This is a genomic window from Pseudomonas marginalis (genome assembly GCF_001645105.1).
Lineage (GTDB): Bacteria > Pseudomonadota > Gammaproteobacteria > Pseudomonadales > Pseudomonadaceae > Aquipseudomonas > Aquipseudomonas petroselini.
In genome coordinates this window covers 193,280-217,140 of sequence record NZ_LKEG01000022.1, presented here as the reverse complement: position 1 = coordinate 217,140, position 23,861 = coordinate 193,280, and the positions used below count along the sequence as shown (strand labels likewise).

Annotated in this window: 27 protein-coding genes; 13 read left to right on the top strand and 14 right to left on the bottom strand. The window is 60.8% G+C overall.

The features are described 5' to 3' along the window. Positions 1-641: 641 nt before the first annotated feature. The gene (locus AO064_RS03465) at positions 642-1,298 is read right to left on the bottom strand and encodes a thiopurine S-methyltransferase (RefSeq protein ID WP_064052381.1); all 657 of its coding nucleotides are present in this window, start codon (positions 1,296-1,298) and stop codon (positions 642-644) included. 103 nt (positions 1,299-1,401) lie between these two features. Here AO064_RS03465 and AO064_RS03460 point away from each other — a divergent pair, with 103 nt between their 5' ends. Next, the gene (locus AO064_RS03460; protein ID WP_064052380.1) at positions 1,402-2,169 is read left to right on the top strand and encodes a DODA-type extradiol aromatic ring-opening family dioxygenase; all 768 of its coding nucleotides are present in this window, start codon (positions 1,402-1,404) and stop codon (positions 2,167-2,169) included. Between the two features lie 124 nt (positions 2,170-2,293). On the opposite strand, the gene AO064_RS03455 is transcribed toward AO064_RS03460, so the two are convergent. Further along, a complete protein-coding gene (locus AO064_RS03455; RefSeq protein WP_003233351.1) occupies positions 2,294-3,967 on the bottom strand; it encodes a DEAD/DEAH box helicase in 1,674 nt (557 codons plus the stop codon). Between the two features lie 423 nt (positions 3,968-4,390). Between AO064_RS03455 and AO064_RS03450 the strand changes: the two genes are divergently transcribed. After that, positions 4,391-5,182 carry a crotonase/enoyl-CoA hydratase family protein gene (locus tag AO064_RS03450; RefSeq protein WP_064052379.1) on the top strand — a complete coding sequence of 264 codons (792 nt, stop codon included), beginning with the start codon at positions 4,391-4,393 and terminating at the stop codon, positions 5,180-5,182. 103 nt (positions 5,183-5,285) lie between these two features. Here AO064_RS03450 and AO064_RS03445 read toward each other — a convergent pair whose 3' ends face one another. Next, positions 5,286-6,041 (bottom strand): spermidine synthase, encoded by a 756-nt coding sequence (locus AO064_RS03445; protein ID WP_064052378.1) that lies wholly within the window; start codon positions 6,039-6,041, stop codon positions 5,286-5,288. 124 nt (positions 6,042-6,165) lie between these two features. Between AO064_RS03445 and AO064_RS03440 the strand changes: the two genes are divergently transcribed. Then, positions 6,166-7,512 carry a class II 3-deoxy-7-phosphoheptulonate synthase gene (locus AO064_RS03440; RefSeq protein ID WP_064052377.1) on the top strand — a complete coding sequence of 449 codons (1,347 nt, stop codon included), beginning with the start codon at positions 6,166-6,168 and terminating at the stop codon, positions 7,510-7,512. Positions 7,513-7,630: 118 nt separating this feature from the next. Here AO064_RS03440 and AO064_RS03435 read toward each other — a convergent pair whose 3' ends face one another. Together AO064_RS03435 and AO064_RS03430 are read right to left on the bottom strand one after the other, a co-directional pair. Then, positions 7,631-8,860, bottom strand: a complete 1,230-nt coding sequence (locus tag AO064_RS03435) for a winged helix-turn-helix domain-containing protein (RefSeq protein WP_064052376.1) — start codon at positions 8,858-8,860, stop codon at positions 7,631-7,633. Between the two features lie 45 nt (positions 8,861-8,905). Beyond that, positions 8,906-9,112 carry a DUF1127 domain-containing protein gene (locus AO064_RS03430; protein WP_064052375.1) on the bottom strand — a complete coding sequence of 69 codons (207 nt, stop codon included), beginning with the start codon at positions 9,110-9,112 and terminating at the stop codon, positions 8,906-8,908. Between the two features lie 97 nt (positions 9,113-9,209). Here AO064_RS03430 and AO064_RS03425 point away from each other — a divergent pair, with 97 nt between their 5' ends. Then, positions 9,210-10,064 (top strand): LysR family transcriptional regulator, encoded by an 855-nt coding sequence (locus AO064_RS03425; RefSeq protein WP_064052374.1) that lies wholly within the window; start codon positions 9,210-9,212, stop codon positions 10,062-10,064. Here AO064_RS03425 and AO064_RS03420 read toward each other — a convergent pair. After that, positions 10,054-10,803: a sulfite exporter TauE/SafE family protein gene (locus AO064_RS03420; protein ID WP_064052373.1), complete on the bottom strand. Its 750-nt coding sequence runs from the start codon at positions 10,801-10,803 to the stop codon at positions 10,054-10,056. The two genes, AO064_RS03425 and AO064_RS03420, sit on opposite strands and share 11 nt — an antisense overlap. A gap of 109 nt (positions 10,804-10,912) precedes the next feature. On the opposite strand from AO064_RS03420, the gene AO064_RS03415 reads away from it, so the two are divergent. The 4 genes from AO064_RS03415 to AO064_RS03400 all read left to right on the top strand — a co-directional run bounded on the left by AO064_RS03415 (position 10,913) and on the right by AO064_RS03400 (position 14,092). Continuing rightward, entirely contained in the window at positions 10,913-11,863 is a 951-nt protein-coding gene (locus AO064_RS03415; protein WP_046035033.1) for a LysR family transcriptional regulator, read from the top strand. Between the two features lie 80 nt (positions 11,864-11,943). Next, a complete protein-coding gene (locus AO064_RS03410; RefSeq protein WP_064052372.1) occupies positions 11,944-12,396 on the top strand; it encodes a MarR family winged helix-turn-helix transcriptional regulator in 453 nt (150 codons plus the stop codon). A gap of 231 nt (positions 12,397-12,627) precedes the next feature. Beyond that, the gene (locus tag AO064_RS03405; protein ID WP_064052371.1) at positions 12,628-13,047 is read left to right on the top strand and encodes an organic hydroperoxide resistance protein; all 420 of its coding nucleotides are present in this window, start codon (positions 12,628-12,630) and stop codon (positions 13,045-13,047) included. A gap of 28 nt (positions 13,048-13,075) precedes the next feature. Beyond that, a complete protein-coding gene (locus tag AO064_RS03400; RefSeq protein WP_064052370.1) occupies positions 13,076-14,092 on the top strand; it encodes an alpha/beta hydrolase fold domain-containing protein in 1,017 nt (338 codons plus the stop codon). A 64-nt stretch (positions 14,093-14,156) separates the two neighbouring features. On the opposite strand, the gene AO064_RS03395 is transcribed toward AO064_RS03400, so the two are convergent. After that, positions 14,157-14,729: an elongation factor P gene (locus tag AO064_RS03395; RefSeq protein WP_003172723.1), complete on the bottom strand. Its 573-nt coding sequence runs from the start codon at positions 14,727-14,729 to the stop codon at positions 14,157-14,159. Between the two features lie 49 nt (positions 14,730-14,778). After that, on the bottom strand, positions 14,779-15,912 hold the full coding sequence (gene earP / locus AO064_RS03390) for an elongation factor P maturation arginine rhamnosyltransferase EarP (RefSeq protein ID WP_064052369.1): 1,134 nt from the start codon (positions 15,910-15,912) through the stop codon (positions 14,779-14,781). 132 nt (positions 15,913-16,044) lie between these two features. Here earP and AO064_RS03385 point away from each other — a divergent pair, with 132 nt between their 5' ends. Continuing rightward, positions 16,045-16,413, top strand: a complete 369-nt coding sequence (locus AO064_RS03385) for a hypothetical protein (protein WP_043205008.1) — start codon at positions 16,045-16,047, stop codon at positions 16,411-16,413. Between the two features lie 5 nt (positions 16,414-16,418). Continuing rightward, entirely contained in the window at positions 16,419-16,901 is a 483-nt protein-coding gene (locus AO064_RS03380) for a GreA/GreB family elongation factor (RefSeq protein ID WP_064052388.1), read from the top strand. A 51-nt stretch (positions 16,902-16,952) separates the two neighbouring features. Here the strand turns inward: AO064_RS03380 and cysB are convergent, their stop codons facing one another. The 5 genes from cysB to AO064_RS03355 form a co-directional block, all read right to left on the bottom strand. Next, positions 16,953-17,927: an HTH-type transcriptional regulator CysB gene (cysB, locus tag AO064_RS03375; RefSeq protein WP_010211864.1), complete on the bottom strand. Its 975-nt coding sequence runs from the start codon at positions 17,925-17,927 to the stop codon at positions 16,953-16,955. A 103-nt stretch (positions 17,928-18,030) separates the two neighbouring features. Beyond that, positions 18,031-18,531, bottom strand: coding sequence for a universal stress protein (locus AO064_RS03370; RefSeq protein WP_064052368.1), 501 nt, complete (start codon positions 18,529-18,531; stop codon positions 18,031-18,033). Between the two features lie 70 nt (positions 18,532-18,601). Beyond that, complete coding sequence (locus AO064_RS03365; RefSeq protein WP_064052367.1) at positions 18,602-19,507, bottom strand: 5'-nucleotidase; 906 nt, start codon at positions 19,505-19,507, stop codon at positions 18,602-18,604. A 15-nt stretch (positions 19,508-19,522) separates the two neighbouring features. Continuing rightward, positions 19,523-20,485: a putative 2-dehydropantoate 2-reductase gene (locus AO064_RS03360; protein ID WP_046035037.1), complete on the bottom strand. Its 963-nt coding sequence runs from the start codon at positions 20,483-20,485 to the stop codon at positions 19,523-19,525. Further along, positions 20,482-20,868: a YbbN family protein gene (locus AO064_RS03355; protein ID WP_012722984.1), complete on the bottom strand. Its 387-nt coding sequence runs from the start codon at positions 20,866-20,868 to the stop codon at positions 20,482-20,484. The genes AO064_RS03360 and AO064_RS03355 overlap by 4 nt, the downstream gene beginning before the upstream one ends. On the opposite strand from AO064_RS03355, the gene AO064_RS03350 reads away from it, so the two are divergent. Then, the gene (locus AO064_RS03350; protein WP_012722983.1) at positions 20,867-21,301 is read left to right on the top strand and encodes a PilZ domain-containing protein; all 435 of its coding nucleotides are present in this window, start codon (positions 20,867-20,869) and stop codon (positions 21,299-21,301) included. The two genes, AO064_RS03355 and AO064_RS03350, sit on opposite strands and share 2 nt — an antisense overlap. 131 nt (positions 21,302-21,432) lie before the next feature. Then, positions 21,433-22,509: a 3-deoxy-7-phosphoheptulonate synthase gene (locus AO064_RS03345; protein WP_010211874.1), complete on the top strand. Its 1,077-nt coding sequence runs from the start codon at positions 21,433-21,435 to the stop codon at positions 22,507-22,509. Positions 22,510-22,573: 64 nt separating this feature from the next. Here the strand turns inward: AO064_RS03345 and AO064_RS03340 are convergent, their stop codons facing one another. Beyond that, the gene (locus tag AO064_RS03340; protein ID WP_003189869.1) at positions 22,574-22,855 is read right to left on the bottom strand and encodes a GNAT family N-acetyltransferase; all 282 of its coding nucleotides are present in this window, start codon (positions 22,853-22,855) and stop codon (positions 22,574-22,576) included. Positions 22,856-23,468: 613 nt separating this feature from the next. On the opposite strand from AO064_RS03340, the gene oprI reads away from it, so the two are divergent. Further along, complete coding sequence (gene oprI / locus AO064_RS03335) at positions 23,469-23,720, top strand: outer membrane lipoprotei OprI (protein WP_003172710.1); 252 nt, start codon at positions 23,469-23,471, stop codon at positions 23,718-23,720. Positions 23,721-23,861: the final 141 nt, after the last annotated feature.

The following is a 23,861-nucleotide window of genomic DNA, read 5'->3' as shown; positions in this document are numbered from 1 at the left end:
GGATATGTACCCGGTCTGATCCAACATCCAGGCCAGCTGTCAGGCCGCCAGCGGGAGCAAGCTCCCTCGCCACAGGTCCTGCGCCATACCCAGGGTGGTGTAGATACCGAGGGCCCGATGGCGTNAGTCACCTGATGAATCGACTGACACACCGCTATCGGGGGCAAGCCCCCTCCCACATTTGGATCGCGGTCTAACCGTTAGATGGCGCTCGTCTGCTAGGCCGTNAAGCTCCCTCGCCACAGGTCCAGCGCCATACCCAGGGTGGTGTAGATACCGAGGCCCCGATGGCGCTGAATCAGTCACCTGATTAATCGACTGACACGCCGCTATCGGGGGCAAGCCCCCTCCCACATTTGGATCGCGGTCTAACCGTTAGATGGCGCGCGTCTGCCAGGCCGCCGGCGGGAGCAAGCTCCCTCGCCACAGGTCCAGCGCCATACCCAGAATTGTGTAGATGCCCAAGCCCCGATGGCGCTGAATCAGTCACCTGATGAATCGACTGACACGCTGCTATCGGGGGCAAGCCCCCTCCCACATTTGGATCGCGGTCTAACCGTTAGATGGCGCGCGTCTGCCAGGCCGCCAGCGGGAGCAAGCTCCCTCGCCACAGGTCCAGTGCCGCGCGCGAACTGCCCCGGTCAACGCATAACCAGCCGATAGACACGCTCATCAAGCCGCGTAACGCCATCCTGCACAAACTTCCAACTCTCGCCCAGGATGTCTCGCGCCTCCAACACCTCCAAGGTCCATTTCAAACCAAACAGCACCGCTACTTCGTCATCCGTCACCGCAAACGGCGGCCCGGCCTTTTGGGTCTGGTCATAATCAAGGGTGACCAACAGCCCCTGACACCCTGGGCGCAGCAAAGTGTTCAGCTGTTCGGCGTATTGCGCACGCATCAGCGGCGGCAAGGCGATCAATGCAGCGCGATCATATAGCGCGGTGCAGTCGGCCAGATCGTCGGCGCCCAGGGCAAAGAAATCGCCGCACCACACTTCAAGCAAATCCGCCTGGTAGACCGTGAAGGCGCCGCGCCGGGTGATGTGTGGCGTCAGGCTCTGCTCGCTGAAAAACGTTTCGACGGCCTGCTCCGACAGTTCCACGCCCATGACGCGCAACCCATGACTGGCCAGCCACATCAGGTCCAGGCTTTTGCCACACAGCGGCACCAGCACTTTGGCGTCATCGGCCAGGGACAGATGCGACCAATGCCGCAGCAGGTACGGATTGACCTCGGGCAAGTGAAAGCCGATCTGATTGCGCGCCCAGCGCTCTTGCCAAAACTTAGGCTCCATGGATCCCCCCGGAAATTCGATCAAAAGGCACTAAAACTTATATTAGATTTAGATCAGTGATCTGATTGAAGATGGGCCCATGTTAACGCTCAGGACCCCACTTATGCTCCCCAGCCTGTTTATCTCTCACGGTTCGCCCATGCTTGCCCTGCAACCCGGCGCCAGCGGCCCGGCATTGCAGCGTCTGGCTGCCGAGCTGCCACGGCCCAAGGCGATCGTGGTGGTGTCGGCACACTGGGAGAGTCATGAACTGCTGGTCAGCGGCAGCCCCGCGCCTGAAACCTGGCATGACTTCGGCGGCTTCCCTCGCGAACTGTTTGCGGTGCAGTACCCGGCGCCGGGCGATCCGCAACTGGCCAGCGAGGTTGTCCAACTGCTGCATACCGATGGCCTGAATGCACACATAGACGAGCGCCGCCCGTTTGACCACGGCACCTGGGTGCCACTCTCGCTGATGTACCCGGCGGCTGACATTCCGGTGGTGCAGGTGTCCCTGCCCAGCCGTATGGGCCCTGCCCTGCAGACACGCGTCGGGCATGCCTTGAGCAGTCTGCGTGAGCAAGGCGTGTTGTTGATCGGCTCGGGCAGCATCACCCATAACCTGGGCGAACTGGACTGGCACGCAGGGGCCGAAAGCATTGAGCCGTGGGCACGGGACTTCCGTGACTGGGTGGTGGATAAGCTGGCCGCCAATGATGAGGCTGCATTGCATGACTATCGCCGACAGGCGCCCCATGCGGTGCGCAGTCATCCCAGCGATGAGCACCTGCTGCCGCTGTATTTTGCGCGGGGCGCCGGTGGCGATTTCAGCGTGGCGCACCAGGGCTTCACGCTGGGCGCGCTGGGGATGGACATCTACCGTTTCGGCTGATGGAAATCGAACTGTGGGGCTTGCTCCCACCGTTGACCGAGTGCTGATCCAGAAATGCCAGGCAAAAAAAATCCCCGAACCAGTCGGGGATTTTTTATGTTCGATCAATCAGCCCAAGGGCGGATCAATCTTCGCGATAGCGACGCAGCTTCAGCTGCTTACCGGCAACGCGGGTGTCTTTCAGCTTGGTCAGCAGTTTTTCCAGACCATCTTCCGGCAGCTCCACCAGGGAGAAGCTGTCACGCACCTGGATGCGACCGATGGCTTCACGTGCCAGGCCACCCTCGTTGAGGATAGCGCCCAGCAGGTTCTTGGCAGCGATGCCATCACGTGCGCCCAGCGCGGTACGGCAGCGAGCACGGCCTTCAGCCAGTGGCACCGGAGCGCGACGCTCACGGTCACCGCGATCTGGACGGTCACCGGTACGCTCTGGACGATCACCGCGTGGCGCGTTGTTCGGCACCAGTGGACGTTCTTTCTCGATGGCTGCCAGGGTCAGGGCCTGACCGTTGGTGGCTTTGCGCAGCAGAGCTGCAGCCAGGGCACGCGGGGTGCAACCGATATCGGCGGTCAGGCGGTCCAGCAGGTCGCCGTGGGTCGATTCAGCGTCAGCCACCAGTGGCGCCAGGCTGTTGGTCAGTTTCTTGATGCGCGCATCCAGGACTGCCTGGGCATCCGGCAGGCGGACTTCTGCAACTTTCTGGCCGGTTACACGCTCGATCACTTGCAGCATGCGGCGCTCACGTGGAGTCACCAGCAGCAGTGCCCGGCCTTCGCGACCGGCACGGCCGGTACGGCCGATACGGTGAACGTAGGACTCTGGGTCGTACGGCATGTCAACGTTGAACACGTGGGTGATACGTGGAACGTCGAGACCACGGGCGGCAACGTCGGTCGCCACAACGATGTCCAGACGGCCATCCTTGAGGGAGTCGATCACGCGCTCACGTTGGTTCTGGGCGATGTCACCGTTCAGCGCAGCGGCTTTATAGCCTTTGGCTTCCAGGGCGCTGGCCAGGTCCAGGGTCGCTTGCTTGGTACGCACGAACATGATCAGGGCGTCGAAGTCTTCGACTTCCAGCAGGCTCAATACAGCCGAGGTCTTCTGGTCAGCGTGAACCAACAGGTGAGCCTGTTCGATCGCGGTAACGGTCTGAGTCTTGGTCTGGATCTTCACGTGTTGCGGATCGCGCAGGTGGCGCTCGGCAATGGCACGGATCGACTGTGGCAGGGTGGCCGAGAACAGTACGGTCTGACGGGTTGGTGGCAGCGCCTTGAAGATGACTTCCAGGTCATCCATGAAGCCCAGCTTCAACATTTCGTCAGCTTCGTCGAGAACCAGGTGGTTCACGGTCGACAAGACTTTCTCGTCACGACGCAGGTGGTCGCACAGACGGCCCGGGGTGGCGACAACGATCTGTGCGCCGTTACGGATAGCTTTGAGTTGTGGGCCCATAGGCGCGCCGCCGTAAACGGCCACAACGGTTACGCCTGGCATTTGCTTGGCGTAGGTTTCAAAAGCGGTTGCTACTTGCAGCGCCAACTCACGGGTTGGCGCCAGGATCAGGGCTTGCGGTTCGCGCTTGGCAGGATCGATGCAATGCAGGATAGGCAGGGCGAACGCGGCGGTTTTACCGGTACCGGTTTGCGCCTGGCCAATCATGTCCTGGCCGGCCATGATGATCGGGATCGATTGCTGCTGAATCGCCGAAGGTTCTTCGTAGCCGGTCGCGATGACGGCAGCGAGAATGTTCGGGTTAAGATTAAAAGCGGCGAAGCCGCCGGTTTCCTGGGTCATGGGTCTGCCTCTAAGTGCATCCGCAAAGACCCATGCTCCAAAGCTGCGCATGCCGTGTTGAGACTCAAGAGTCGCCCTGGCTGCTTTGTCGGCGGGGATTTGCGAAAACGAATGAATGAAAAAGATTCGTCAAGGGAGAGTCCGCTGTGCGGACGTGCAGCCGAAGCTGACTTCGGGGAATTGCGCTACCTAAACGCGGCCCGGTTAAAGGCCGGCGCGCACTATACCGGAAATAGCTGAAAAAGGGAGCTTTTTTTATCGCAAAGCATTGATAAACCGAGCTGCGTCAGAGCCTTTGCAGAGAACACCGGCAGGGTCTATTTTTCAAAGGCCCGGCCCTGCTGGTCATAACGCTTAAACGGTTCACCCGACCTTTCAGGCCCTTTGGTCTGAAACCCTTCCCCGCGCCCGAGGGCACCCCCGATGAATCCAGCCAGCAGCAGCCGCGTCAGCCGAGAACTCCAGGGCCATGTCCTGTTGCTGGGCCTGGACCGGGTGGCCAAACGCAACGCTTTCGACTTGGACCTGCTCAATGAGCTGAGCCTGGCGTATGGCGAATTTGATCGAAATGACGACGCGCGGGTGGCGGTGGTGTTTGCCCACGGCGATCACTTCACGGCCGGACTGGACCTGGCCAATGTCAGCGGTGTGATGGCCGGTGGCTGGCAACCGCCGCTGGGTGGGTGTGATCCCTGGGGCGTGTTTGCCGGGCCGCGCGTGAGCAAACCGGTAATCGTCGCGGCCCAAGGCTACTGCCTGACGATCGGTATCGAGTTGATGCTGGCGGCGGATATCAATCTTTGCGCGAGCAACACGCGCTTTGCGCAGATGGAAGTTCAGCGTGGCATCTTTCCGTTCGGCGGCGCGACGTTGCGCTTTCATCAGGTCGCCGGCTGGGGCAACGCGATGCGCTGGCTGCTCACCGGCGATGAGTTCGACGCCCATGACGCGCTGCGCCTGGGTTTGGTGCAGGAAGTGATGGCCAGCGAAGACCTGCTGCCGCGCGCCGTCGAACTGGCCCACCGCATCGCCCGTCAGGCGCCGCTGGGTGTGCAGGCCACGTTGATGTCAGCCCGGCTGGCGCGCATGGAAGGTGAAACCGTGGCGGCGGCCGCGTTGCCGCCGATTGTGGATAAACTGCTCAACAGCGAGGATGCCAAGGAAGGCGTACGGGCGATGGTCGAGAAGCGGCCGGGGGTGTTCAAGGGCATTTGAGTTCAGGCAGTGATGGCCTCATCGGGGGCAAGCCCCCTCCCACATTCGACCGCATTCCAAACTGTGGGAGGGGGCTTGCCCCCGATGGCGTCGGTACAGACAACTAAGTTGCCGGCCGAATCGCCTTGATCAACGGCTGCAACGAGTACCCCAACCGCGGCGCCAACGCTTCGGCACGGTCCGAGAGCGCGCCCCTGTCCAGTTCCTGGTCCAGCTCGGACGGCACCAACAGAATCACATTGCCCTCCTTCACCGGCAGTTCCCAATAATGGCGGTGGTACAAGCCACGCAACAACGCTGCGCCCAGCGGCTTGCCATCGTCGGTCGCCCACTGGTTGATCACCAGCCAGCCGCCGGGGTTGAGTTTCTTCTGACAGTTCTCCAGGAACGTCCACGCCAGGTGCCCGACGCCGGGGCCGACATCGGTATAAAGGTCGACGAAAATCAGGTCGGCCGATTCGGCGCTGTCGAGTAACTCCAGCGCGTCGCCGACACGGATGTACAAACGCGGGTCGTCATCCAGCCCCAGATACTCGATGGCCAGGCGCGGCACATCGGGTCGCAGTTCGATGGCTTCTACATCTTCCAGCGGCAGGAACTTCAGGCACGCCTGGGTCAGCGTGCCGGCGCCCAGGCCAAGGAACAGCGCGCTTTCCGGCTGCTCATGGCACAGCGCACCAATCAGCATCGCGCGGGTGTAGTCGTACTCCAGCCAGCTTGGGTCGGCAGTGAACACGCAGCTTTGCTCGATGGCGTCGCCAAACTCGAGAAAACGGTAATCGGCCACTTCGAGCACACGGATCATGCCGAAATCATCATGGACTTCAGCCAGCAGGCGCTCGACACGCTCCTCGGTCATCACTACTCCTAACGGGTTTGCTACACGGCAAAGGCGCGATTGTCGGCGAACCGGCGGCAACAGGTCACGCACTAATTGCTGATAACATTGGCACCCGACCGTCAACCACCCAATCGAGTTCATGATGAGCCAACCCTGGAGCCCCGACAGCTGGCGCGCCCTGCCAATCCAGCAACAACCCCAGTACCCGGACGCTGCGCACTTGCTGCACGTGGAGCAAAGCCTGGCCAGCTACCCGCCGCTGGTGTTCGCCGGGGAAGCCCGCGAGTTGCGCCGCCAGTTTGCCGAGGTCACCCAAGGTCGCGCGTTCCTGTTGCAAGGGGGTGACTGCGCCGAGAGTTTTGCCGAGTTCTCCGCCGCAAAAATCCGCGACACCTTCAAGGTGCTGCTGCAGATGGCCATTGTGATGACCTTCGCGGCCGGTTGCCCGGTGGTCAAAGTGGGGCGCATGGCCGGCCAGTTCGCCAAGCCGCGTTCGGCCAACGATGAAACCATCGACGGCATCACCCTGCCCGCCTACCGTGGCGACATCGTCAACGGTATCGGCTTCGACGAAAAAAGCCGTGTGCCGGACCCGGACCGCCTATTGCAGTCCTACCACCAGTCCACCGCCACCCTGAACCTGCTGCGCGCCTTTGCCCAGGGCGGCTTCGCCGACTTGCACCAGGTGCACAAGTGGAACCTGGACTTCATCGCCAACTCCGCGCTGGCCGAAAAGTACAGCCAACTGGCCGACCGCATCGACGAAACCCTGGCGTTCATGCGCGCCTGCGGAATGGACAGTTCGCCGCAACTGCGCGAAACCAGCTTCTTCACCGCCCACGAAGCGCTGCTGCTCAACTACGAGCAAGCCTTCGTGCGCCGTGACAGCCTGACCAACGACTACTACGACTGCTCGGCCCACATGCTGTGGATCGGCGACCGCACACGCCAACTGGACGGTGCCCACGTCGAGTTCCTGCGTGGGGTGAACAACCCGATCGGGGTCAAGGTCGGCCCGAGCATGAACCCGGATGAACTGATCCGGCTGATCGACATCCTCAACCCGGACAACGACCCCGGCCGCCTGAACCTGATCGCGCGCATGGGCGCAGGCAAGGTCGGCGACCACCTGCCCAACCTGATTCGCGCGGTGCAGCGCGAAGGTAAGCAAGTGCTGTGGAGCTCGGACCCGATGCACGGCAACACCATCAAGGCCAGCAGCGGCTACAAGACCCGCGACTTTGCGCAGATCCTGGGCGAGGTGAAGGAGTTCTTCCAGGTGCACCAGGCCGAAGGCAGCTATGCCGGCGGGATTCACATCGAGATGACCGGGCAGAACGTCACCGAATGCATCGGCGGCGCGCGGCCGATCACCGAGGACGGTTTGTCGGACCGTTATCACACCCACTGCGACCCACGGATGAATGCCGATCAGTCGCTGGAATTGGCGTTTTTGATTGCCGAGACGTTGAAACAGGTGAAGCGCTGAGATTTTTAGTTGCCTTTAGGGCCTCATCGGGGGCAAGCCCCCTCCCACATTTTGATCTGTGAATACATTCAAGTGTGGGAGGGACGGTGCGACGATTCGACTTGCCCCCGATGAGGCCTTAAAGACCAACATCCATGCTGATCATCGCTACCCGCAACCGGTCGGCACTCGGCCTTTGGCAATTGAGCTGCACCTGTTCCAGCCCCAGCCAGTCGGCCATTTGCCGAAGGTTCTGCGCCAGCGCCAACATGCCCTCCTCATCCAACCCCGGCTCTTCCTCATGCACCGCATGCACGGCCAGGCGCCCACTGGCGCGTTCGGCGCGTAAATCAATGCGTGCGGCGATGCGTTCATTGTGCAGAAACGGCAGCACGTAGTAGCCGTACACCCGCTTGTCTTGCGGGGTGTAGATCTCCAGGCGGTAACGGAAATCGAACAAACGCTCGGTACGCGCACGCTCCCAGACCAGCGAATCGAACGGCGACAGCAAGGCGCTGGCCGGCACCTTGCGCGGCACTTTGGGCTCGGGCAGGCAGTAAGCCGGTTGTTTCCAGCCTTGTACCTGGCACACCTGCAGTTGGCCATCCTCGACCAATTCGGCCAGGCGATTGCGGCTGTCGGCGGGGTCGAGACGGAAGTAATCGCGCAAGTCCTTCTCGGTCCCCACGCCCAGCGCAGTAGCACTGTGCAACAGCAAGCCGCGCAGGGCCTCAGCTTCAGTGACCGTGGTTTGCAGGATATCGCCGGGAATGACCCGCTCCGGCAAATCATAGAGCCGCTCAAACCCACGACGACCGGCCACCGTGACCAAGCCTGCGGCAAACAGCCATTCCAGCGCATGTTTCTCGTCGCTCCAGTCCCACCACGGGCCGGCGCGTTCCTCTCGGGTCGACAAGCTGCCGGCCCCCAATGTGCCCTGCTCCTCGACGGTCTGCAACACACGCTGAATCGTGGCCTGCTGCTCACGCCCGAAGCGCGCCATTTGCGAATAAATGCCCTGGCCCTGCTTGGCCCGCACCATGCGCCAGCGCATCAGCGGGTACAGCGCCATCGGCAACAGCGACGCCTCATGCCCCCAGTATTCGAACAGCGAGCGCCGCCGCCCCTGGCTCCAGGCGGCTTGTTCAAGTATCAGCGGGGAGTAGTTGCCCAGACGGGAAAACAGCGGCAAGTAATGAGAGCGCACCACGGCATTGACCGAATCAATCTGCAAGACGCCCAGGCGCTCGATCATGCGATTGAGGTGCGCAGCCCTGATCAGTGCAGGCGCCTGGCGCCCGGAAAAACCCTGGGCCGCCAGCGCCATGCGTCGAGCTTGCTTGAGTGAAAACGACAGGTCGGCGGGCATGGGGTTCTCCGTGTGGGCGCGCCGACCACCCTACTGCATCCGCGATCATTTGCGCAGCGGGTCTTGCCAGAAATGCAGGTGGCGGTCCTGCTCGACGTCGCCGCGATTGAGGCCGATGTCCTTGAGTGCATCATCGCTCAAGTTCGCCAGCATCTGGCGCTCCTCATGCAGCGCCTGCCAACGGGCCACCTTCTGAAAAAGCCCGGAAAACGGACGCTTCGCCATCAATACAAACCCTCGTTGACCTTTCATCTTCTCGCCCTCCAGTGGGGATGGCGCAAGTGTGTGCCTGGGCTTAAGATCAATCCAACGAATGTTTCTTATGTAATACATCTCGGAGATTGATCAATTGTCCGGCTACCCGAGCATCGACACTGAAGTGCTGCGCACCTTCGTCGCCATCGCCGACCAGGGCGGTTTTACCCGCGCCGGCGAACTGGTCAACCGTACGCAGTCGGCGGTGAGTATGCAGATGAAGCGCCTCGAAGAAGACGTGTTGCAGCGCAAGCTGTTCGAGCGCGACGGTCGCCAGGTGCGGCTGACGCCCGAAGGCCAGGTATTGCTGGGGTACGCGCGGCGCATCCTGAAACTGCACAGCGAAGTGTTCAACACCCTGCGCGAACCGCACATGGTGGGACTGGTGCGTATCGGTACGCCGGATGACTACGTGATGCGTTTCCTGCCGGGGATTCTCAAACGGTTTTCCAAGGCGTATCCACTCATCCAGATCGAGATGCACTGCGAGGCGTCGACGGTGCTGATGCAACGTCGCGACCTGGCCCTGACGGTCATCAGCCGCGAGCCCGGCAATGAAGTCGGCGAGCTGTTGCGTACCGAACGCATGGTGTGGGTGGCCGCCCCGTGCTTCTGCGTGGACGAGCACGACGCGCTGCCACTGGCGATTTCCGGGGTCGACAGTTTCTGCACCCAGTGGACCCGTGCGGCGCTGGACGCCGCCGGGCGCGATTACCGGCTGGCCTACCACAGCTCTAATGTGGCGGCGATTCAGGCCGTGGTGAGCGCCGGCCTGGCGGTGATGGTCAGCATGGAAAGCCTGGTGACGGAAGACCTGCGCATACTCGGCAGCGAAGAAGGTTTTCCGCCGCTGCCGTCGATGAATCTGCGCTTGCTACGCAACCCGGCAATGACCTCCCCCATCACCGAATGCTTGGCGGAGTACATCCTCGAAGGCTTCAGACTTTAAAGGTCAGCATCACTGCGCACACCACCAGGAAGCCGCAGAACAGACCGCGCAATACGCGCTCCGGCAGTGCATGGGCGACCTTAACGCCCCAACTGATACTGAGCAAACCGCCGACGGCCAACGGTACGCCGATCATCCAGTCCACTTCCTGGTGCCAGGCGTAAGTCACCAGTGTCACGCCGGTGCTGGGCAATGCCAACGCCAGGGACAAGCCTTGGGCAACCACTTGGGTGGTGCCGAACAGACTGGTCAGCACTGGCGTGGCGACCACCGCACCACCCACACCGAACAAACCGCCCATGGAGCCGGAGGCGGCACCCAGCACCCCAAGCCATGGCCAGGAGTAACGCATCTGCGCGGTCGGCGGCGCGTTGCGGGTGAACATGCGCAGCAGGTTGTAGGCTGAAAGCGTCAGCAGGAAAGCGATAAAGCCCATGCGCATGGCCCCCGCGTCCAGGCCCACCGCCCAGATCGAACCCAGCCAAGCAAAGGTGAACCCCATGACGCCCAACGGCAGCGCATGGCGCAGCTCAATGCGGTTGCGTTGGTGGTAGCGCCACAGCGCCAGCATCACGTTGGGCACCACCATCACCAGCGCTGTGCCTTGGGCCAACTGCTGATCCAGGCCGAACAGCACGCCCAGCACCGGGATTGCTATCAGCCCGCCGCCAATCCCAAACAGACCGCCCACCGTGCCGAGCGCCGCGCCCAAGACCAGGTACATCACTAAATCCACCACCGTTTGTTACTCCGCAATCCCAAGCCTTGCATGCTACGCAGTCGGCTCTAGCGTGGAAACGCACAGCAACGCACAATGGCTGTGCCAATCTCGCATAAGCGGCTTTTCGATGAACCCCAATACCCTCACCGATCAACTGGGCCTGTTCCTTGATGTACTGGAGACCGGCAGCTTTTCCGCCGCCGCGCGCCGCCATCCGCTGACACCTTCGGCCGTGGCGCGGCGTATCGACAGCCTGGAAAGCTCGGTGGGCAGCCGCCTGTTCCAGCGCAGCACCCACGCGGTGGTGCCGACCCCGGCAGGCTTGGCGTTTGCCGAACGGGCGCGCCGGATTGTCAGCGAGTTGCAGCTGGCGCGGGCTGAGGCAGTGTCCCTGAGCCATGCGCCGGAGGGCCTGATTCGGGTGGACGCGCCCGCAGCGTTTGGGCGGCGGCACCTGGCGCCGGTGATTGCGGACTTCCTCAACGTGTACCCAGGCCTGGATGTGCACTTGCATTTGATCGACAGCTTTGTGGACATGCAGGGCGCGCACCTGGGCAAGGTGGACCTGGTGTTGCGCGCCGGGCATATCGTCGACACCCGGTTGATCGCCACGCCCTTGGCCAGCATCGTGCGCATCGCCTGTGCCAGCCCGGCGTATCTGAAAAACCGTGGCACGCCACTTCATCCTCGGGAGCTGAGCGAGCACGACGGGCTCGACTGGGACGGTCTGGCGCCGATGTTCGCTTGGCGCTTCGAACTGGACGGACGCCGCGCAACTTATCGCCCGCAACGCATCCGCATGAGCGCCAATAACGCCGAAGCCTTGCTGTCCGGCGCTCTGGCCGGGCTGGGTATCGCCCACCTGCCGACGTGGCTGGCCAGTGAGTACCTGGTGCGTGGCGAACTGCTGCCGCTGTTTTGCGAAAACGGCCTGCCCAGCCCGGAGACCACCGGGATCTATGCGCTGCGCCTGGAACAACAACCCAATGCGCGCAGCCGGCTGTTGCTGGAATACCTGAAAACCCGTTTCAGCCCGGTGCCGCCCTGGGACCTGGCACTGCAAAGTGGCTTGGTCTGACCGCTCGAACAGAATTATCTGGCGCATTAAAGATTTGCCCGCTAGATTCCAGCGTAGACACGCTTTTCCGAGGTACCACCATGAGCAAAAACCCTGATCCCTGCGAATCACTGATGCTGGACAACCAGCTGTGTTTTGCCCTGCACTCCACTTCGCTGCTGATGACCAAGGTCTACAAGCCACTGCTGCATGCCCTTGGCCTCACCTACCCGCAATACCTGGCCATGATGGTGCTGTGGGAAGAGGATGGGTTGACCGTCGGCGAAATCAGCAGCCGCCTGCTGACCGATCCGGGCTCGCTCACCCCCCTGCTCAAGCGCCTGGAAGCTGAAGGGCTGCTTAGCCGTACCCGCAGTCGCGAAGATGAACGGGTGGTCGTCGTAGAGTTGACCGACGCCGGCCGGGCACTGCAGGACAAGGCCATGGGCATTCCGCAGTGCATCCTTGGCGCGAGCGGCCTGGCGCTGGAGCAACTGCGCAAGCTGCAAGTTGATTTGATCGCACTGCGCAGCAATTTGCAGAACGCAATTTAGAACAGCAAAACCATGCAATGTGGGAGGGGGTTTGCCCGATAGCGGAATGTCTGTCGACAGCGATGTTGACTGAGCGACCGTCATCGGGGCAAGCCCCCTCCCACATGGGTTTCTGCTACACGAAAATATTTTATAAATTTATCTTGCGCGCTAAACATTAGCGCTATACATTCACCTCACCAACTACTTAGCGCGCAAATGTTTGGCGCTATATACCAAAAGGAAAACACCATGCTAACGCTCTATACCGCAGTCGCTACCGCCACCGGCGGCCGTGACGGTCGTGCTGTTTCCAGCGACAACATCCTCGACGTCAAACTCTCCACCCCCAAAGAACTGGGCGGTGCCGGTGGCCAGGCCACCAACCCTGAACAACTGTTCGCTGCCGGCTACTCGGCCTGCTTTATCGGCGCCCTGAAATTCGTCGCCAGCCAGACCAAACGCAAAATCCCGGATGACGCCTCGATCACTGCCCACGTCGGCATCGGCCAGATCACCGGTGGTTTCGGTCTGGATATCGACCTGCACATCAGCCTGCCGGGCCTGGCCCAGGACGACGCGCAAAGCCTGGTCGACGCCGCTCACCACGTCTGCCCGTACTCCAACGCCACCCGTGGCAACGTCGATGTACGCCTGCACGTCACCGTCTAAATGACCTTGGCCGCCCCTGGAGAAGAACATGAACACCATTGGTAAAGCGCTTACCGGCACCCTGCTCGCCCTGTCCATCACCCACGCCTTTGCTGCGACCGGTGAGGTCGAGCACACCACCCAGGCGTTCCTGGATGTGTTGAACGCAGGCACCGGCAAACCGATCGAACAGCTGACGCCCAAGGACGCTCGTGCCGTACTGACCGGCGCCCAGGCCGGCGTGAAGCTCACCTTGCCCAAGGCGGATGTGAGCCAGAAGACCATTCAGGTCGATGGCAAGCCGCTGGACCTGACCATCGTGCGTCCGGCCGGGGTCAAGGGCACATTGCCTGTGTTCATGTTCTTCCACGGCGGCGGCTGGGTGCTCGGGGACTACCCGACCCATGAACGCCTGGTGCGGGACTTGGTGGTGGGTTCGGGGGCGGTGGCGGTGTTCGTCAACTACACGCCTTCGCCGGAAGCGCATTACCCGGTGGCGATCAACCAGGCCTACGGCGCGACAAAATGGGTGGCCGAGCACGGCCAAGAGATCAACGTCGACGGCAAGCGCCTGGCGGTTGCAGGCAACAGTGTTGGCGGCAACATGGCGGCGGTGGTCAGCCTGATGGCCAAGGACAAGGGCACGCCGGCGATCAAGTTCCAACTGCTGCTGTGGCCGGTGACTGACGCCAACTTTGACACCGCGTCCTACAACCAATACGCCGAAGGGCACTTCCTCACCCGTAACATGATGAAGTGGTTCTGGGACAACTACACCACCGACGCCAAGCAGCGCGCCGAGATCTACGCCTCGCCGCTGCGGGCCACCCCTGATCAGCTCAAGGGCTTGCCGCCCGCGCTGATTCAGACGGCGGGAGCCGACGTGCTGCGCGATGAAGGCGAAGCCTATGCGCGCAAGCTCGACCAGGCCGGTGTACCGGTGACCGCTGTGCGCTACAACGGCATGATCCACGACTACGGTTTGCTCAACGTCGTCAGCCAGGTGCCGGCCGTACGTTCAGCCCTGCTCCAGGCCTCGGACGAGCTGAAGCAACACTTGAAGTAAAAGGTAACGCCCACAAAAAAGCCCGACTCAAGGTCGGGCTTTTTTCGTATCGGCAGGGCCAGAATTACTTCTTGGCGCGACCTTTGTACGAACCACCTTCGCGGGTGTCGATCTCGATCAGGTCGTCGATTTCGATGAAATCGGCGACTTGCAGTTCGGTACCGTTGCTCAGCTTGGCAGGCTTCATCACTTTGCCCGACGTGTCGCCGCGAGCGGAACCTTCGGTGTAGGCCACTTTACGCACGATGGTGGTCGGCAGCTCTACGGAAACCAGGCGCTCTTCGAAGAAAATAGCTTCGCAGACGTCTTCCATGCCTTCTTCGATGAACGGCAGAACGGCTTCGATATCTTCAGCGTTCAGCTCGTACATGGTGTAGTCGGTGGTGTCCATGAACGTGTAGGTGTCGCCGCTGATGAAGGACAGGGTCGCTTCTTTGCGGTCGAGGATCACGTCGTCCAGTTTGTCATCGGCGCTGTAGACGATCTCGGTCTTGTAACCGGTCAGCAGGTTCTTCAGCTTGGTCTTCATGATTGCGCTGTTACGACCAGACTTGGTGAACTCAGCTTTCTGAACCAGCCAAGGGTCGTTTTCGAGACGGATCACTGTACCGGGTTTCAGTTCTTTACCAGTTTTCATTGCATATATCCGAAATTTGGATGGGATTTACAAAATTCAAGGTGGCGTATCATATCCAACTTTCATAAAACTGCACCAGCGCCGTCGCAAGATCGGCCTGCAAGCCCTGTTCCAGACACCATGTTTCAGCGTGCAGGCTCACCTCCGGCCAGTGTTCCAGCAGCCTTTTCCACGCTTGAGCCATATCGGCCTCGGTGTTCCAGGCTTGCCAGAGCCCGATCAGCGCCGCCCTTGCGTCCGGTGATAAGTCGGCGGTGTACAGCTCAAGGAACGCGTCGAGCTTGTCGAGATGGATGTCTTCGTCCTGTCGATAGATGTGCCACAGCAGCGGCCGACCGGCCCATTGGGCACGCACGAACGAGTCTTCGCCGCGCACGGCGTTGAAGTCGCAGCACCACAACAGCCGGTCATATTGCTCCTGGCGGACGAACGCAATCACCTGCACCGTCAGTGCTCCGCGCTGGTGGATATCCCCCGCTGCCAGCCGGTCCAGGCCCAGCCAGCGCTGCACATCGCCGAGAATGCGCCCCTCGGGAACCAACAGATGAGTGGCACACCCGTCCGTCGATAACACCTCCAGCCAACTGGCCAGCCCAGCATTTTCGTAGGCAAACAGTGAGATCAGCCGCGCTCCGGCTGTAGGATACACGCCCAAGGCTTGCAAGAAATGTTGCTGCGCGCTGGCATCCTGCTGAAACGCCTGACGCTGCTCCAGTAATCCCGCCTCGCGCAGCAGGCCACCGGTGCCAGGCCTGAACCCAGGAAAGAAGAAGAACTTCTGCACACCCTTGAATTTCACCGACGGCAGCTTGTGGCAGCCCACCACCCATTCTTCGGCACTGAGGTAATCCAGGTTCATCCACAACGGCACACGCTCGTGGGCCGCCATGGCTTCCATGTACTCAGGTGGCAACTGGCAGGCAAACGCGGCGATCACCACATCCGCCGCGGGCGCCGCCACCCATTCGGCCGGCCAATGGCGCACTTGCACGCCTTCCTGCCATTGCAGGTCTTGCCGCACATCAATGTCCGGGCACATGCGTTCGAAGGCGCGCAGGTCGTCGACCCACAAGCACACATCACAGGCATGCTCCACCACCAATTGCCGGGCCAGGCGCCAGGTCACGCCGATGTCGCCGTAGTTGTCGACGACGCTGCAAAAAATATCCCAGCGGGCTCTCATTCCGGGCTCCAACGTTCAAAGGCTCGATTGTCCGCATAAATGCACGGATGCAGAAGGCTTGATCGCGATTATTCTGCACAGTGGCTGTGCGACAATCGCCGCCACGCCGCAAATGCCCGCCAGGAGGCAATCATGTCCGATCGTTCGTTGTCGCTGTTCAAGCTCAGTGTCTCTATCGCGTTCGGCGTGTGGCTGGGGTTTATCGCCATCGTGCTGACCACCTGGCTGGCCTCGCGCTACCTGTTCCCGCAGAGCCTGGCGCCGGTGGCCCAGGCGGTGCAGCAATTGGGCAAGCCTGCGGTGGTGGCACCGGAACCGCCGAATCGTATGTTCGAGCAATACCAGCAGAACCTGCAGAAGCAGGAACAGCAACAAAGCCTGGACCAGGCGCGCAACAATGCGCGCAACCTGTCCAACCCCAAATGCCAGTTCTGGCTGCAACAGGACCAGAACGCACCCAACGAAAAGACACGTGCCAATGTCCTGCAATTCTGTGATTGATGACCATGAATAAACACGCCGTCCACCAGCTGATCCTGGAAAAGCTCAGCGTCGATCTCGACATTGCCCAACGTGCCGCGCAGACCGCCTATGAAACCGCGACCCACGAAGAAAATATCGCCGAAAACAAGTACGACACCTTGGGGCTGGAGGCCTCTTACCTGGCGGCCGGGCAAGCCAAGCGTGTCGAGGAGATCAAGCAGGCGTTGACGCTGTGCCAGGCCATGGCACTGCGCCCCTACGATGATCAGCGGGGCATAGCGATCGGCGCGCTACTGGGTCTGGAAGACGAGAATGGCCGCCAGCAATGGCTGTTCCTGGCGCCGGATGCGGCGGGCTTGAAAGTGGACGTGGTCGGGCAACCGGTGACCGTCATCACCCCGCGCTCACCGCTGGGCAAAAGCCTGCTGGGCAAGTTCGAAGGGGATGAGGTGGAGATTCTGGTAGCGGGCGCTCGGCAACATTTCACGGTTACCGAGGCTAAATAACCCTAGGGCCGGGCTTACTGTTGGGAGGGCGTTTGCGCCCTCCCAACAGTGTCAGTGAACCGGTAGCTCTACGCCGTCGAACAGCGCTTCCAGCTCCTGCTTGTTGTGGCACTGGATCGCCTTGGCCATGACCTCACGGGTGAGGTGCGGCGCGAACTTCTCAATGAAATCGCACATGAAGCCACGCAGGAACGTGCCACGACGGAAGCCGATCTTGGTCACGCTGGACTCGAACAGCTCGCTGGCATCGAGCACCACCAGGTCTTTGTCGAGTGCGGTGTCGACCGCCATCTTGGCGACGATCCCGACGCCCAGGCCCAGGCGCACGTAAGTCTTGATCACGTCGGCGTCGGCGGCGGTGAACACCACTTTCGGCGTCAGGCCGCGATGGCTGAAGGCTTCGTCAAGTTTGGAGCGGCCGGTGAAGCCGAACACGTAAGTCACGATCGGGTATTCAGCCAGGGCTTCCAGGGTCAGCTTCGGCAGCTTGGCCAACGGGTGACCCTGAGGCACGACGACGCAACGGTTCCAGCGGTAGCACGGCATCATCACCAGGTCACCGAACAGCTCCAGGGCTTCGGTGGCAATGGCGAAATCGACGGTGCCATCAGCGGCCATCTCGGCGATCTGCATCGGCGAACCCTGGTGCATGTGCAAGGCCACGTCAGGGTACTGCTTGATGAAATCGCGAATCACCGGCGGCAACGCATAACGCGCCTGGGTGTGGGTGGTGGCGATGGACAGCGTGCCCTTCTTCTCGTTGGAGAATTCCTGGGCGATCTGTTTGATGCTTTCGACTTTGCGCAGGATCTCGCCAGCGGTGGTGATGATGCGCTCACCGGCCGGCGTGACACGGGTGAGGTGCTTGCCGCTGCGCGCGAACACTTCGACGCCCAACTCGTCTTCGAGCAGGCGGATCTGCTTGCTGATACCGGGTTGCGAGGTGTAAAGGCTTTGAGCGGTAGCGGAAACGTTGAGGTCGTGGTGCGCCACTTCCCAGATGTAGCGCAGTTGTTGGAGCTTCATATGTGTCCCTCAAAGCAGATAGACGCCACGGGTATCAGCGACGGTATATAACTATATTAAAGGTTCGATGGATAAATCTAGAACTTTTTATCGTTTTTACCCATCAGGCGTCATCACTGCGTCGACGTTGCAACGAAGGCACCAGGTAAACCGGCACCGTAGACAACTGCAGCACCCGTGCAGCGGTGCGCCCCAACGGAGTAGCCGCTGCAGTTGCATGGCTATGACTGCCTACGATCAACAGATCCACGGAAAGTTTACGCAGTTGGTCGAGTATCACCTCGCACGGGTCGCCCTGGATCACCCGTACCGAACGAATCAACTTCAGGTCCTGCTCCCCATCCCCCAACTCCTCGCGAAAACTGTCCAGCACCCGCTGTTCGATCGTCGCCATCACCGTGGTCAGCCCCTGGCTCTGCCATTCACTCAGGGCCTGCTCATCAAGGTAGCTCTGCAGCACCGATTCGGCGAACAGCCCGATGGGCTCGACCACATGAATCACGTACAAGTCCGCTTTGAACGTCCGCGCCAACGCCAGCGCATGCTGCATCACATAAGGCGCATACAGGCCGAGGTCCGTGGCGTACAGCATCGAACGAATCATAGAACCTCCTGGGCTGCCAGGATGGCGGAGATGAACTGAGCTTAGCAGCGCCCGGACGACTTGGATTGAGTTACATCTTCACCTCATTACTGATGCCATGGGGTACATGCCCGGTGGCCACAAACTCCCTGGCTTTCTCGCAATGACCGGCCTGGTCATCGAAAAACACGTCGGCGGCGAACGCTTCCAGGAACGCGGATTTTTCCAGGCCGCCGAGGAACAAGGACTCGTCCAGACGTATATCCCATTCACGCAAGGTGCGGATCACACGCTCGTGGGACGGCGCCGAGCGGGCGGTGACCAGCGCGGTGCGGATGGGGCACGCGTCATCTGGAAACTCGCGCTGCAACAAGTTGAGTGCCGCCAAAAAACCTTTGAACGGACCGCCGTGCAACGGCTGGCGTGCCGACTCCCGCTCATTGGCCTGGAACGCTTCCAGGCCGCCGGCCTGGTACACCCGCTCCGACTCATCGGAAAACAGCACGGCGTCACCGTCAAAGGCAATTCGCAATTCTTCGCTGGAAGCGCGGTTCGGGCCGCCGGACAAAATCGTCGCCGCCGCGAACCCGGCATCGAGTGCACTGCGTACATCTTCAGCATGGGTCGAAAGAAACAGATGGCAACCAAAGGCGGCCAAATAAGGATAAGGACTACGACCTCCTACGAAAGCGGCGCGGGAAATATCCAGACCGTAATGCTGAATAGAGTTGAACACGCGCAGGCCGGTGTCAGCACTGTTGCGCGACACCAGTACCACTTCGACCCGGGCACGGCCGAGTCTGGCATTCAGGCTCAGCAGCTTTTTGACCAACGGGAAGGCGTCGCCGGGTTCGAGGAATTCTTCTTCGTGTTCGATCTGGTACTGGCGGTAAGCCTCGACGCCTTGCGCGAGGTAGACCTTGTGGCTGTCGCTCAGGTCGAACAGTGCCCGCGACGAAATCGCCAGCACCAGTTTGTCGCCCAATCCTTTTGCCATGGTGTGTCCCCCGACTCAGCGGTTATGCCGATCAATAAAACTCAAGGCCTGGTAAAGCGCCTGCATCCGCGGCAGTTCGCAACCGGCGGCTTTGGCGGCGGCGAGTGGCCGGGCATAGATCGCCGCCAGTTCCAGCGGACGTTTATGCACGTGGTCGTGGTACATGCTCGGCAGGTAGTCGGCCATGGTTTCGGTCATGGTGAACATCTGCTCGGCATAGCTTTGGGGAATGTCATGGCCACAAGCGTGGGCGCCCTGCACCACTTCGGCCATCAGCGCCTGGATCAGCTCACGACTGGACTCGTCCGCCATCATGGCCGTGGTGCCGGTGCCCAATAACACGGAGAGGCCGTTGTAGGGCACGTTCCACACCAGTTTGTGCCAACGGGCCTGATGCACATTGGCCATGGCCTGGGACTCGATGCCGGCCTGATGAAACAGCGCCGCACCGGCTTCGACAATCGCCTTTTGCCGGGCGTCATCATTGGCCGCCGAGCCACTGTGGTAACCCAGGTTGACCCGGCCCAACGCCTGATGCTCGACAACGCCGGGGGCAGAACGGTGCACGCCGATGTAGCACAGGCCTCCCAACAGGTGCAGCGATGCCGGCAAGTGTTCACGCAGGCTGTCTTCGACATCGAGGCCGTTTTGCAGCAATACCACCTTGGCATCCGGCGCCGCCACCTGGGCGAGGGTCGGGGCCAGCTCGACGTTGCCGGTCGACTTGGTGCCCACCAGCAGCCAGTCGCACGGCGGCATATCGGCAGCACGGGCGTAGGCCTGCACCGGGTGCAGGTGCAGGGTCCCATGCACCGTGCTGTTCACGTGCAGGCCGTGCTCGCTGACGGCCGTGTATTCACTGCGCAACAGGAAGTGCACATCGAAACCGGCGCGCGCCAGCATCAAGCCGTAGAAACCACCGATGGCGCCGGTACCGATGATGCCGATCCGTGGCGACTGGGGTGTAGCTGCTGTCATGGCAAATCCTCAGGTGGACGGGTGAGTGCCTGTTTTACGGCATCGAAAACGTCGTCACGCGTAAGACGTGTCTGTATCTGCCCGAGGAATTGACCCTCGCACACCACGAACAACGCCGGCAAATGAAAGATCTGGTAGCGTTCGACCGCACCGCCGTTGTGCCCGGCGTCCACCCAGCACAGCCGGTCCACCGGCAGCGGCCAGCCCGGTAATTGCTGGCGCGCCCAACGGCAACTGGAACACCCATGGCTTGTGAACACGACGAGCGAAATACCTGGCAATCCCAGCAATTGCTGGTCAATATCCAGGTCGGTCAATTCCAGTTCCTTCACTATACTGCTGCCACTGCCGTCAATTGGACGGTGCTCGGAGTCCGTGTACATGGGTCGTTTTTTACCTCACCCTGATGATGTCGCTGTCGAGTTAATCCAACGCCCCTCTCCCGCTGTCCCCCGCCAACGCCTGCACACTATCGGCCTGGGCGGTGTCGCCTGCAATTGGCCGCGTGCCTGGCGCGAGGGCACGGCGGTTGACCTGCATATCCCGTCCTTGGGCCCCAGTGCGCGTTATCCGGGTTATGTGGCGTGGTGCCGCAAGGTGGAAACCGGCTACCGCGTCGGCATTTCGTTTACCGATGAACATGCCTTGTTCGGTGCACGCATGGGTGAGCAAGCATGCCGGATAGAGCGTTACTGCCGCCAGCACGAAGATGCCGAGCCGACACCCCAGCAACTCGAAACCCTGGCCCGCGAGTGGGTATCGCGTCATGCCAGCGAGTTCTCCCATGAGGCCTTTGTGGCGCCAGCGCTGGATTAAAGCGGGCTTTGCCCATTGTCGCGGGCCCGTGTTACGCGCTAAGGTTCCTCCCCCCTGCATCCAAATCATGCTGTGCTCCGCCGCACGGGGATGGCTGGCGGCCGGCACCCGTGACCCTGACGAGTAACACGATGGCTGATTTACCGATCAATGACCTAAACGTCGAATCCAACGAGACGCTGATCACACCCGACCAGCTCAAGCGCGAAATCCCCCTGAGCGACGCTGCCCTGCAGACCGTCACCAAGGGCCGCGAAGTCATCCGTGACATTCTCGACGGCACCGACCATCGCCTCTTCGTCGTCATCGGGCCTTGCTCGATCCACGACCTCAAGGCTGCCCACGAGTACGCCGAGCGCCTGAAAGTGCTGGCGGCGGAAGTGTCGGACACCCTGTACCTGGTGATGCGCGTCTATTTCGAAAAACCGCGCACCACCGTCGGCTGGAAAGGCTTGATCAACGACCCGTACCTGGACGACTCGTTCAAGATCCAGGACGGCTTGCACATCGGCCGTCAACTGCTGCTGGACCTGGCCGAGATGGGCCTGCCCACCGCGACCGAGGCCCTGGACCCGATTTCCCCGCAGTACCTGCAGGACCTGATCAGCTGGTCGGCCATCGGCGCACGCACCACCGAATCCCAGACTCACCGGGAAATGGCGTCCGGCCTGTCCTCGGCCGTGGGCTTCAAGAACGGCACCGACGGCGGCCTGACCGTGGCGATCAACGCGCTGCAATCGGTCTCCAGCCCACACCGTTTCCTGGGCATCAACCAGGAAGGTGGCGTGTCCATCGTCACCACCAAGGGCAACGCCTACGGTCACGTGGTGCTGCGCGGCGGCAATGGCAAGCCCAACTATGATTCGGTCAGCGTTGCCCTGTGCGAGCAGGCATTGAACAAGGCCAAGATCAAGCCGAACATCATGGTCGACTGCAGCCACGCCAACTCCAACAAGGACCCGGCCCTGCAGCCGCTGGTGATGGAAAACGTCGCCAACCAGATCCTGGAAGGCAACCAGTCGATTATCGGCCTGATGGTCGAGAGCCACCTGAACTGGGGTTGCCAGGCGATTCCAAAAGACCTGGCCGACTTGCAGTACGGCGTGTCGATCACCGATGCCTGCATCGACTGGTCCGCCACCGAAAACACACTGCGCAGCATGCATGCCAAGCTCAAGGACGTCTTGCCGAAACGCAAACGCACCTGACTTAACGCTGCGCGCACAAAAACGCCGGGCTTAGCCCGGCGTTTTTCATGGTGCGGTGTATGGCTTACAGCTTCGCGGCATGGCGCTGGTGGCGCTCCATGTAGCGTTCAACATAGGAGCAGGACGGGATCACCGTATAGCCAGCCTCTTCGGCGAACTTCAAGGCCTCCTCGGTCAGTGCCGCCGCAATACCACGACCCCGCAGTGCATTGGGCACGAAGGTCCGATAGATATCCAGGGTCTGTTTCCCGAGGTCCATATAGGTCAGATAGGCACGATGACCGTCCACATTGGTCTCGAACTGATGACCAGCCTGGTCATGGTGGATGGACAACGCCTCGCTCATCACTACTCCTCGCGGGTCTTGGTTTCTGACCCCTACCTTACCGATGTTTTTCCGGCGAAGGAACATCTACGCCACCCCGTGCCGGTTTCGACAACGAGAAAACCTTGAGCGCTTACAACCAGCACGTAGGGAATAGTAGGCGCCAATCCCGGGATTGCTCAAGGCGCACTCGTCATCCCCTGCCGCTGGTGGATATAGAAAGGGCCCCCGATCAACCAACGATCGAAAGCCTGAACATTGCCGGCAGTTGAACCTTGAGACGAACAGGCGCTCTTAAAGTCACCTCTACATGCACAAAAGATGCAGGGCAACACAACGCCGTGCTGAACGGAAGTGTCAGCGCGGATATATAAAATTTCATCTGTTTACAGGGCTTAACACATGCGGGCCGGCCCTTTCAGCCTGGATCCGGTGTTCGCCTGAATGAAAAAATTTGGACAGTTTTTATACAAACCTCCAAAAGATTAGCCAAAATAGATTCGGCGCATGAATTTTTTTTGCTTCTTGCGCTACGTCAGTTTACTTACTACAAGTAATGGGTAGTATGTACGCCGGCTATTAGCTCACTCTGAGAAACTAGCCATCTAATAGAAAGTCCTTGAAGGGGAACACGATGAACAACGTTCTGAAATTCTCTGCACTGGCCCTGGCCGCAGTTCTGGCTACCGGTTGCAGCAGCGTCTCCAAAGAAACCGAAGCACGTCTGACTGCAACTGAAGACGCTGCAGCTCGCTCCCAGGCTCGTGCAGACGAAGCCTACCGTAAAGCTGATGAAGCGCTGGCTGCTGCTCAAAAAGCACAACAGACTGCTGACGAAGCTAACGAGCGCGCTCTGCGTATGCTTGAAAAAGCTAGCCGCAAGTAATAATCCCTCGGGATTGTTATCAAGCCGATCCATTTATGGGTCGGCTTTTTTATTGCCTGGGGTTTGATCACAAGCCCCACTAGCAGGCTTTTTGTGGAGAGGGCGCTTGCTCCCGTTGACTGCGCAGCAGTCCCCGCTTTT

Bases quoted from the DNA above. Each gene is read 5' to 3' on its own strand.
- cysB (WP_010211864.1), bottom strand. From the start codon at position 17,927: ATGAAGCTCCAACAACTGCGCTACATCTGGGAAGTGGCGCACCACGAC.
- AO064_RS03355 (WP_012722984.1), bottom strand. From the start codon at position 20,868: ATGTACACGGACTCCGAGCACCGTCCAATTGACGGCAGTGGCAGCAGT.
- AO064_RS03385 (WP_043205008.1), top strand. From the start codon at position 16,045: ATGTCCGATCGTTCGTTGTCGCTGTTCAAGCTCAGTGTCTCTATCGCG.
- AO064_RS03440 (WP_064052377.1), top strand. From the start codon at position 6,166: ATGAGCCAACCCTGGAGCCCCGACAGCTGGCGCGCCCTGCCAATCCAG.
- AO064_RS03345 (WP_010211874.1), top strand. From the start codon at position 21,433: ATGGCTGATTTACCGATCAATGACCTAAACGTCGAATCCAACGAGACG.
- AO064_RS03365 (WP_064052367.1), bottom strand. From the start codon at position 19,507: ATGGCAAAAGGATTGGGCGACAAACTGGTGCTGGCGATTTCGTCGCGG.
- AO064_RS03405 (WP_064052371.1), top strand. From the start codon at position 12,628: ATGCTAACGCTCTATACCGCAGTCGCTACCGCCACCGGCGGCCGTGAC.
- AO064_RS03340 (WP_003189869.1), bottom strand. From the start codon at position 22,855: ATGAGCGAGGCGTTGTCCATCCACCATGACCAGGCTGGTCATCAGTTC.
- AO064_RS03380 (WP_064052388.1), top strand. From the start codon at position 16,419: ATGAATAAACACGCCGTCCACCAGCTGATCCTGGAAAAGCTCAGCGTC.
- AO064_RS03445 (WP_064052378.1), bottom strand. From the start codon at position 6,041: ATGACCGAGGAGCGTGTCGAGCGCCTGCTGGCTGAAGTCCATGATGAT.
- AO064_RS03360 (WP_046035037.1), bottom strand. From the start codon at position 20,485: ATGACAGCAGCTACACCCCAGTCGCCACGGATCGGCATCATCGGTACC.
- AO064_RS03450 (WP_064052379.1), top strand. From the start codon at position 4,391: ATGAATCCAGCCAGCAGCAGCCGCGTCAGCCGAGAACTCCAGGGCCAT.
- AO064_RS03430 (WP_064052375.1), bottom strand. From the start codon at position 9,112: ATGAAAGGTCAACGAGGGTTTGTATTGATGGCGAAGCGTCCGTTTTCC.
- earP (WP_064052369.1), bottom strand. From the start codon at position 15,912: ATGAGAGCCCGCTGGGATATTTTTTGCAGCGTCGTCGACAACTACGGC.
- AO064_RS03410 (WP_064052372.1), top strand. From the start codon at position 11,944: ATGAGCAAAAACCCTGATCCCTGCGAATCACTGATGCTGGACAACCAG.
- oprI (WP_003172710.1), top strand. From the start codon at position 23,469: ATGAACAACGTTCTGAAATTCTCTGCACTGGCCCTGGCCGCAGTTCTG.
- AO064_RS03435 (WP_064052376.1), bottom strand. From the start codon at position 8,860: ATGCCCGCCGACCTGTCGTTTTCACTCAAGCAAGCTCGACGCATGGCG.
- AO064_RS03415 (WP_046035033.1), top strand. From the start codon at position 10,913: ATGAACCCCAATACCCTCACCGATCAACTGGGCCTGTTCCTTGATGTA.
- AO064_RS03465 (WP_064052381.1), bottom strand. From the start codon at position 1,298: ATGGAGCCTAAGTTTTGGCAAGAGCGCTGGGCGCGCAATCAGATCGGC.
- AO064_RS03395 (WP_003172723.1), bottom strand. From the start codon at position 14,729: ATGAAAACTGGTAAAGAACTGAAACCCGGTACAGTGATCCGTCTCGAA.
- AO064_RS03460 (WP_064052380.1), top strand. From the start codon at position 1,402: ATGCTCCCCAGCCTGTTTATCTCTCACGGTTCGCCCATGCTTGCCCTG.
- AO064_RS03370 (WP_064052368.1), bottom strand. From the start codon at position 18,531: ATGATTCGTTCGATGCTGTACGCCACGGACCTCGGCCTGTATGCGCCT.
- AO064_RS03400 (WP_064052370.1), top strand. From the start codon at position 13,076: ATGAACACCATTGGTAAAGCGCTTACCGGCACCCTGCTCGCCCTGTCC.
- AO064_RS03350 (WP_012722983.1), top strand. From the start codon at position 20,867: ATGGGTCGTTTTTTACCTCACCCTGATGATGTCGCTGTCGAGTTAATC.
- AO064_RS03455 (WP_003233351.1), bottom strand. From the start codon at position 3,967: ATGACCCAGGAAACCGGCGGCTTCGCCGCTTTTAATCTTAACCCGAAC.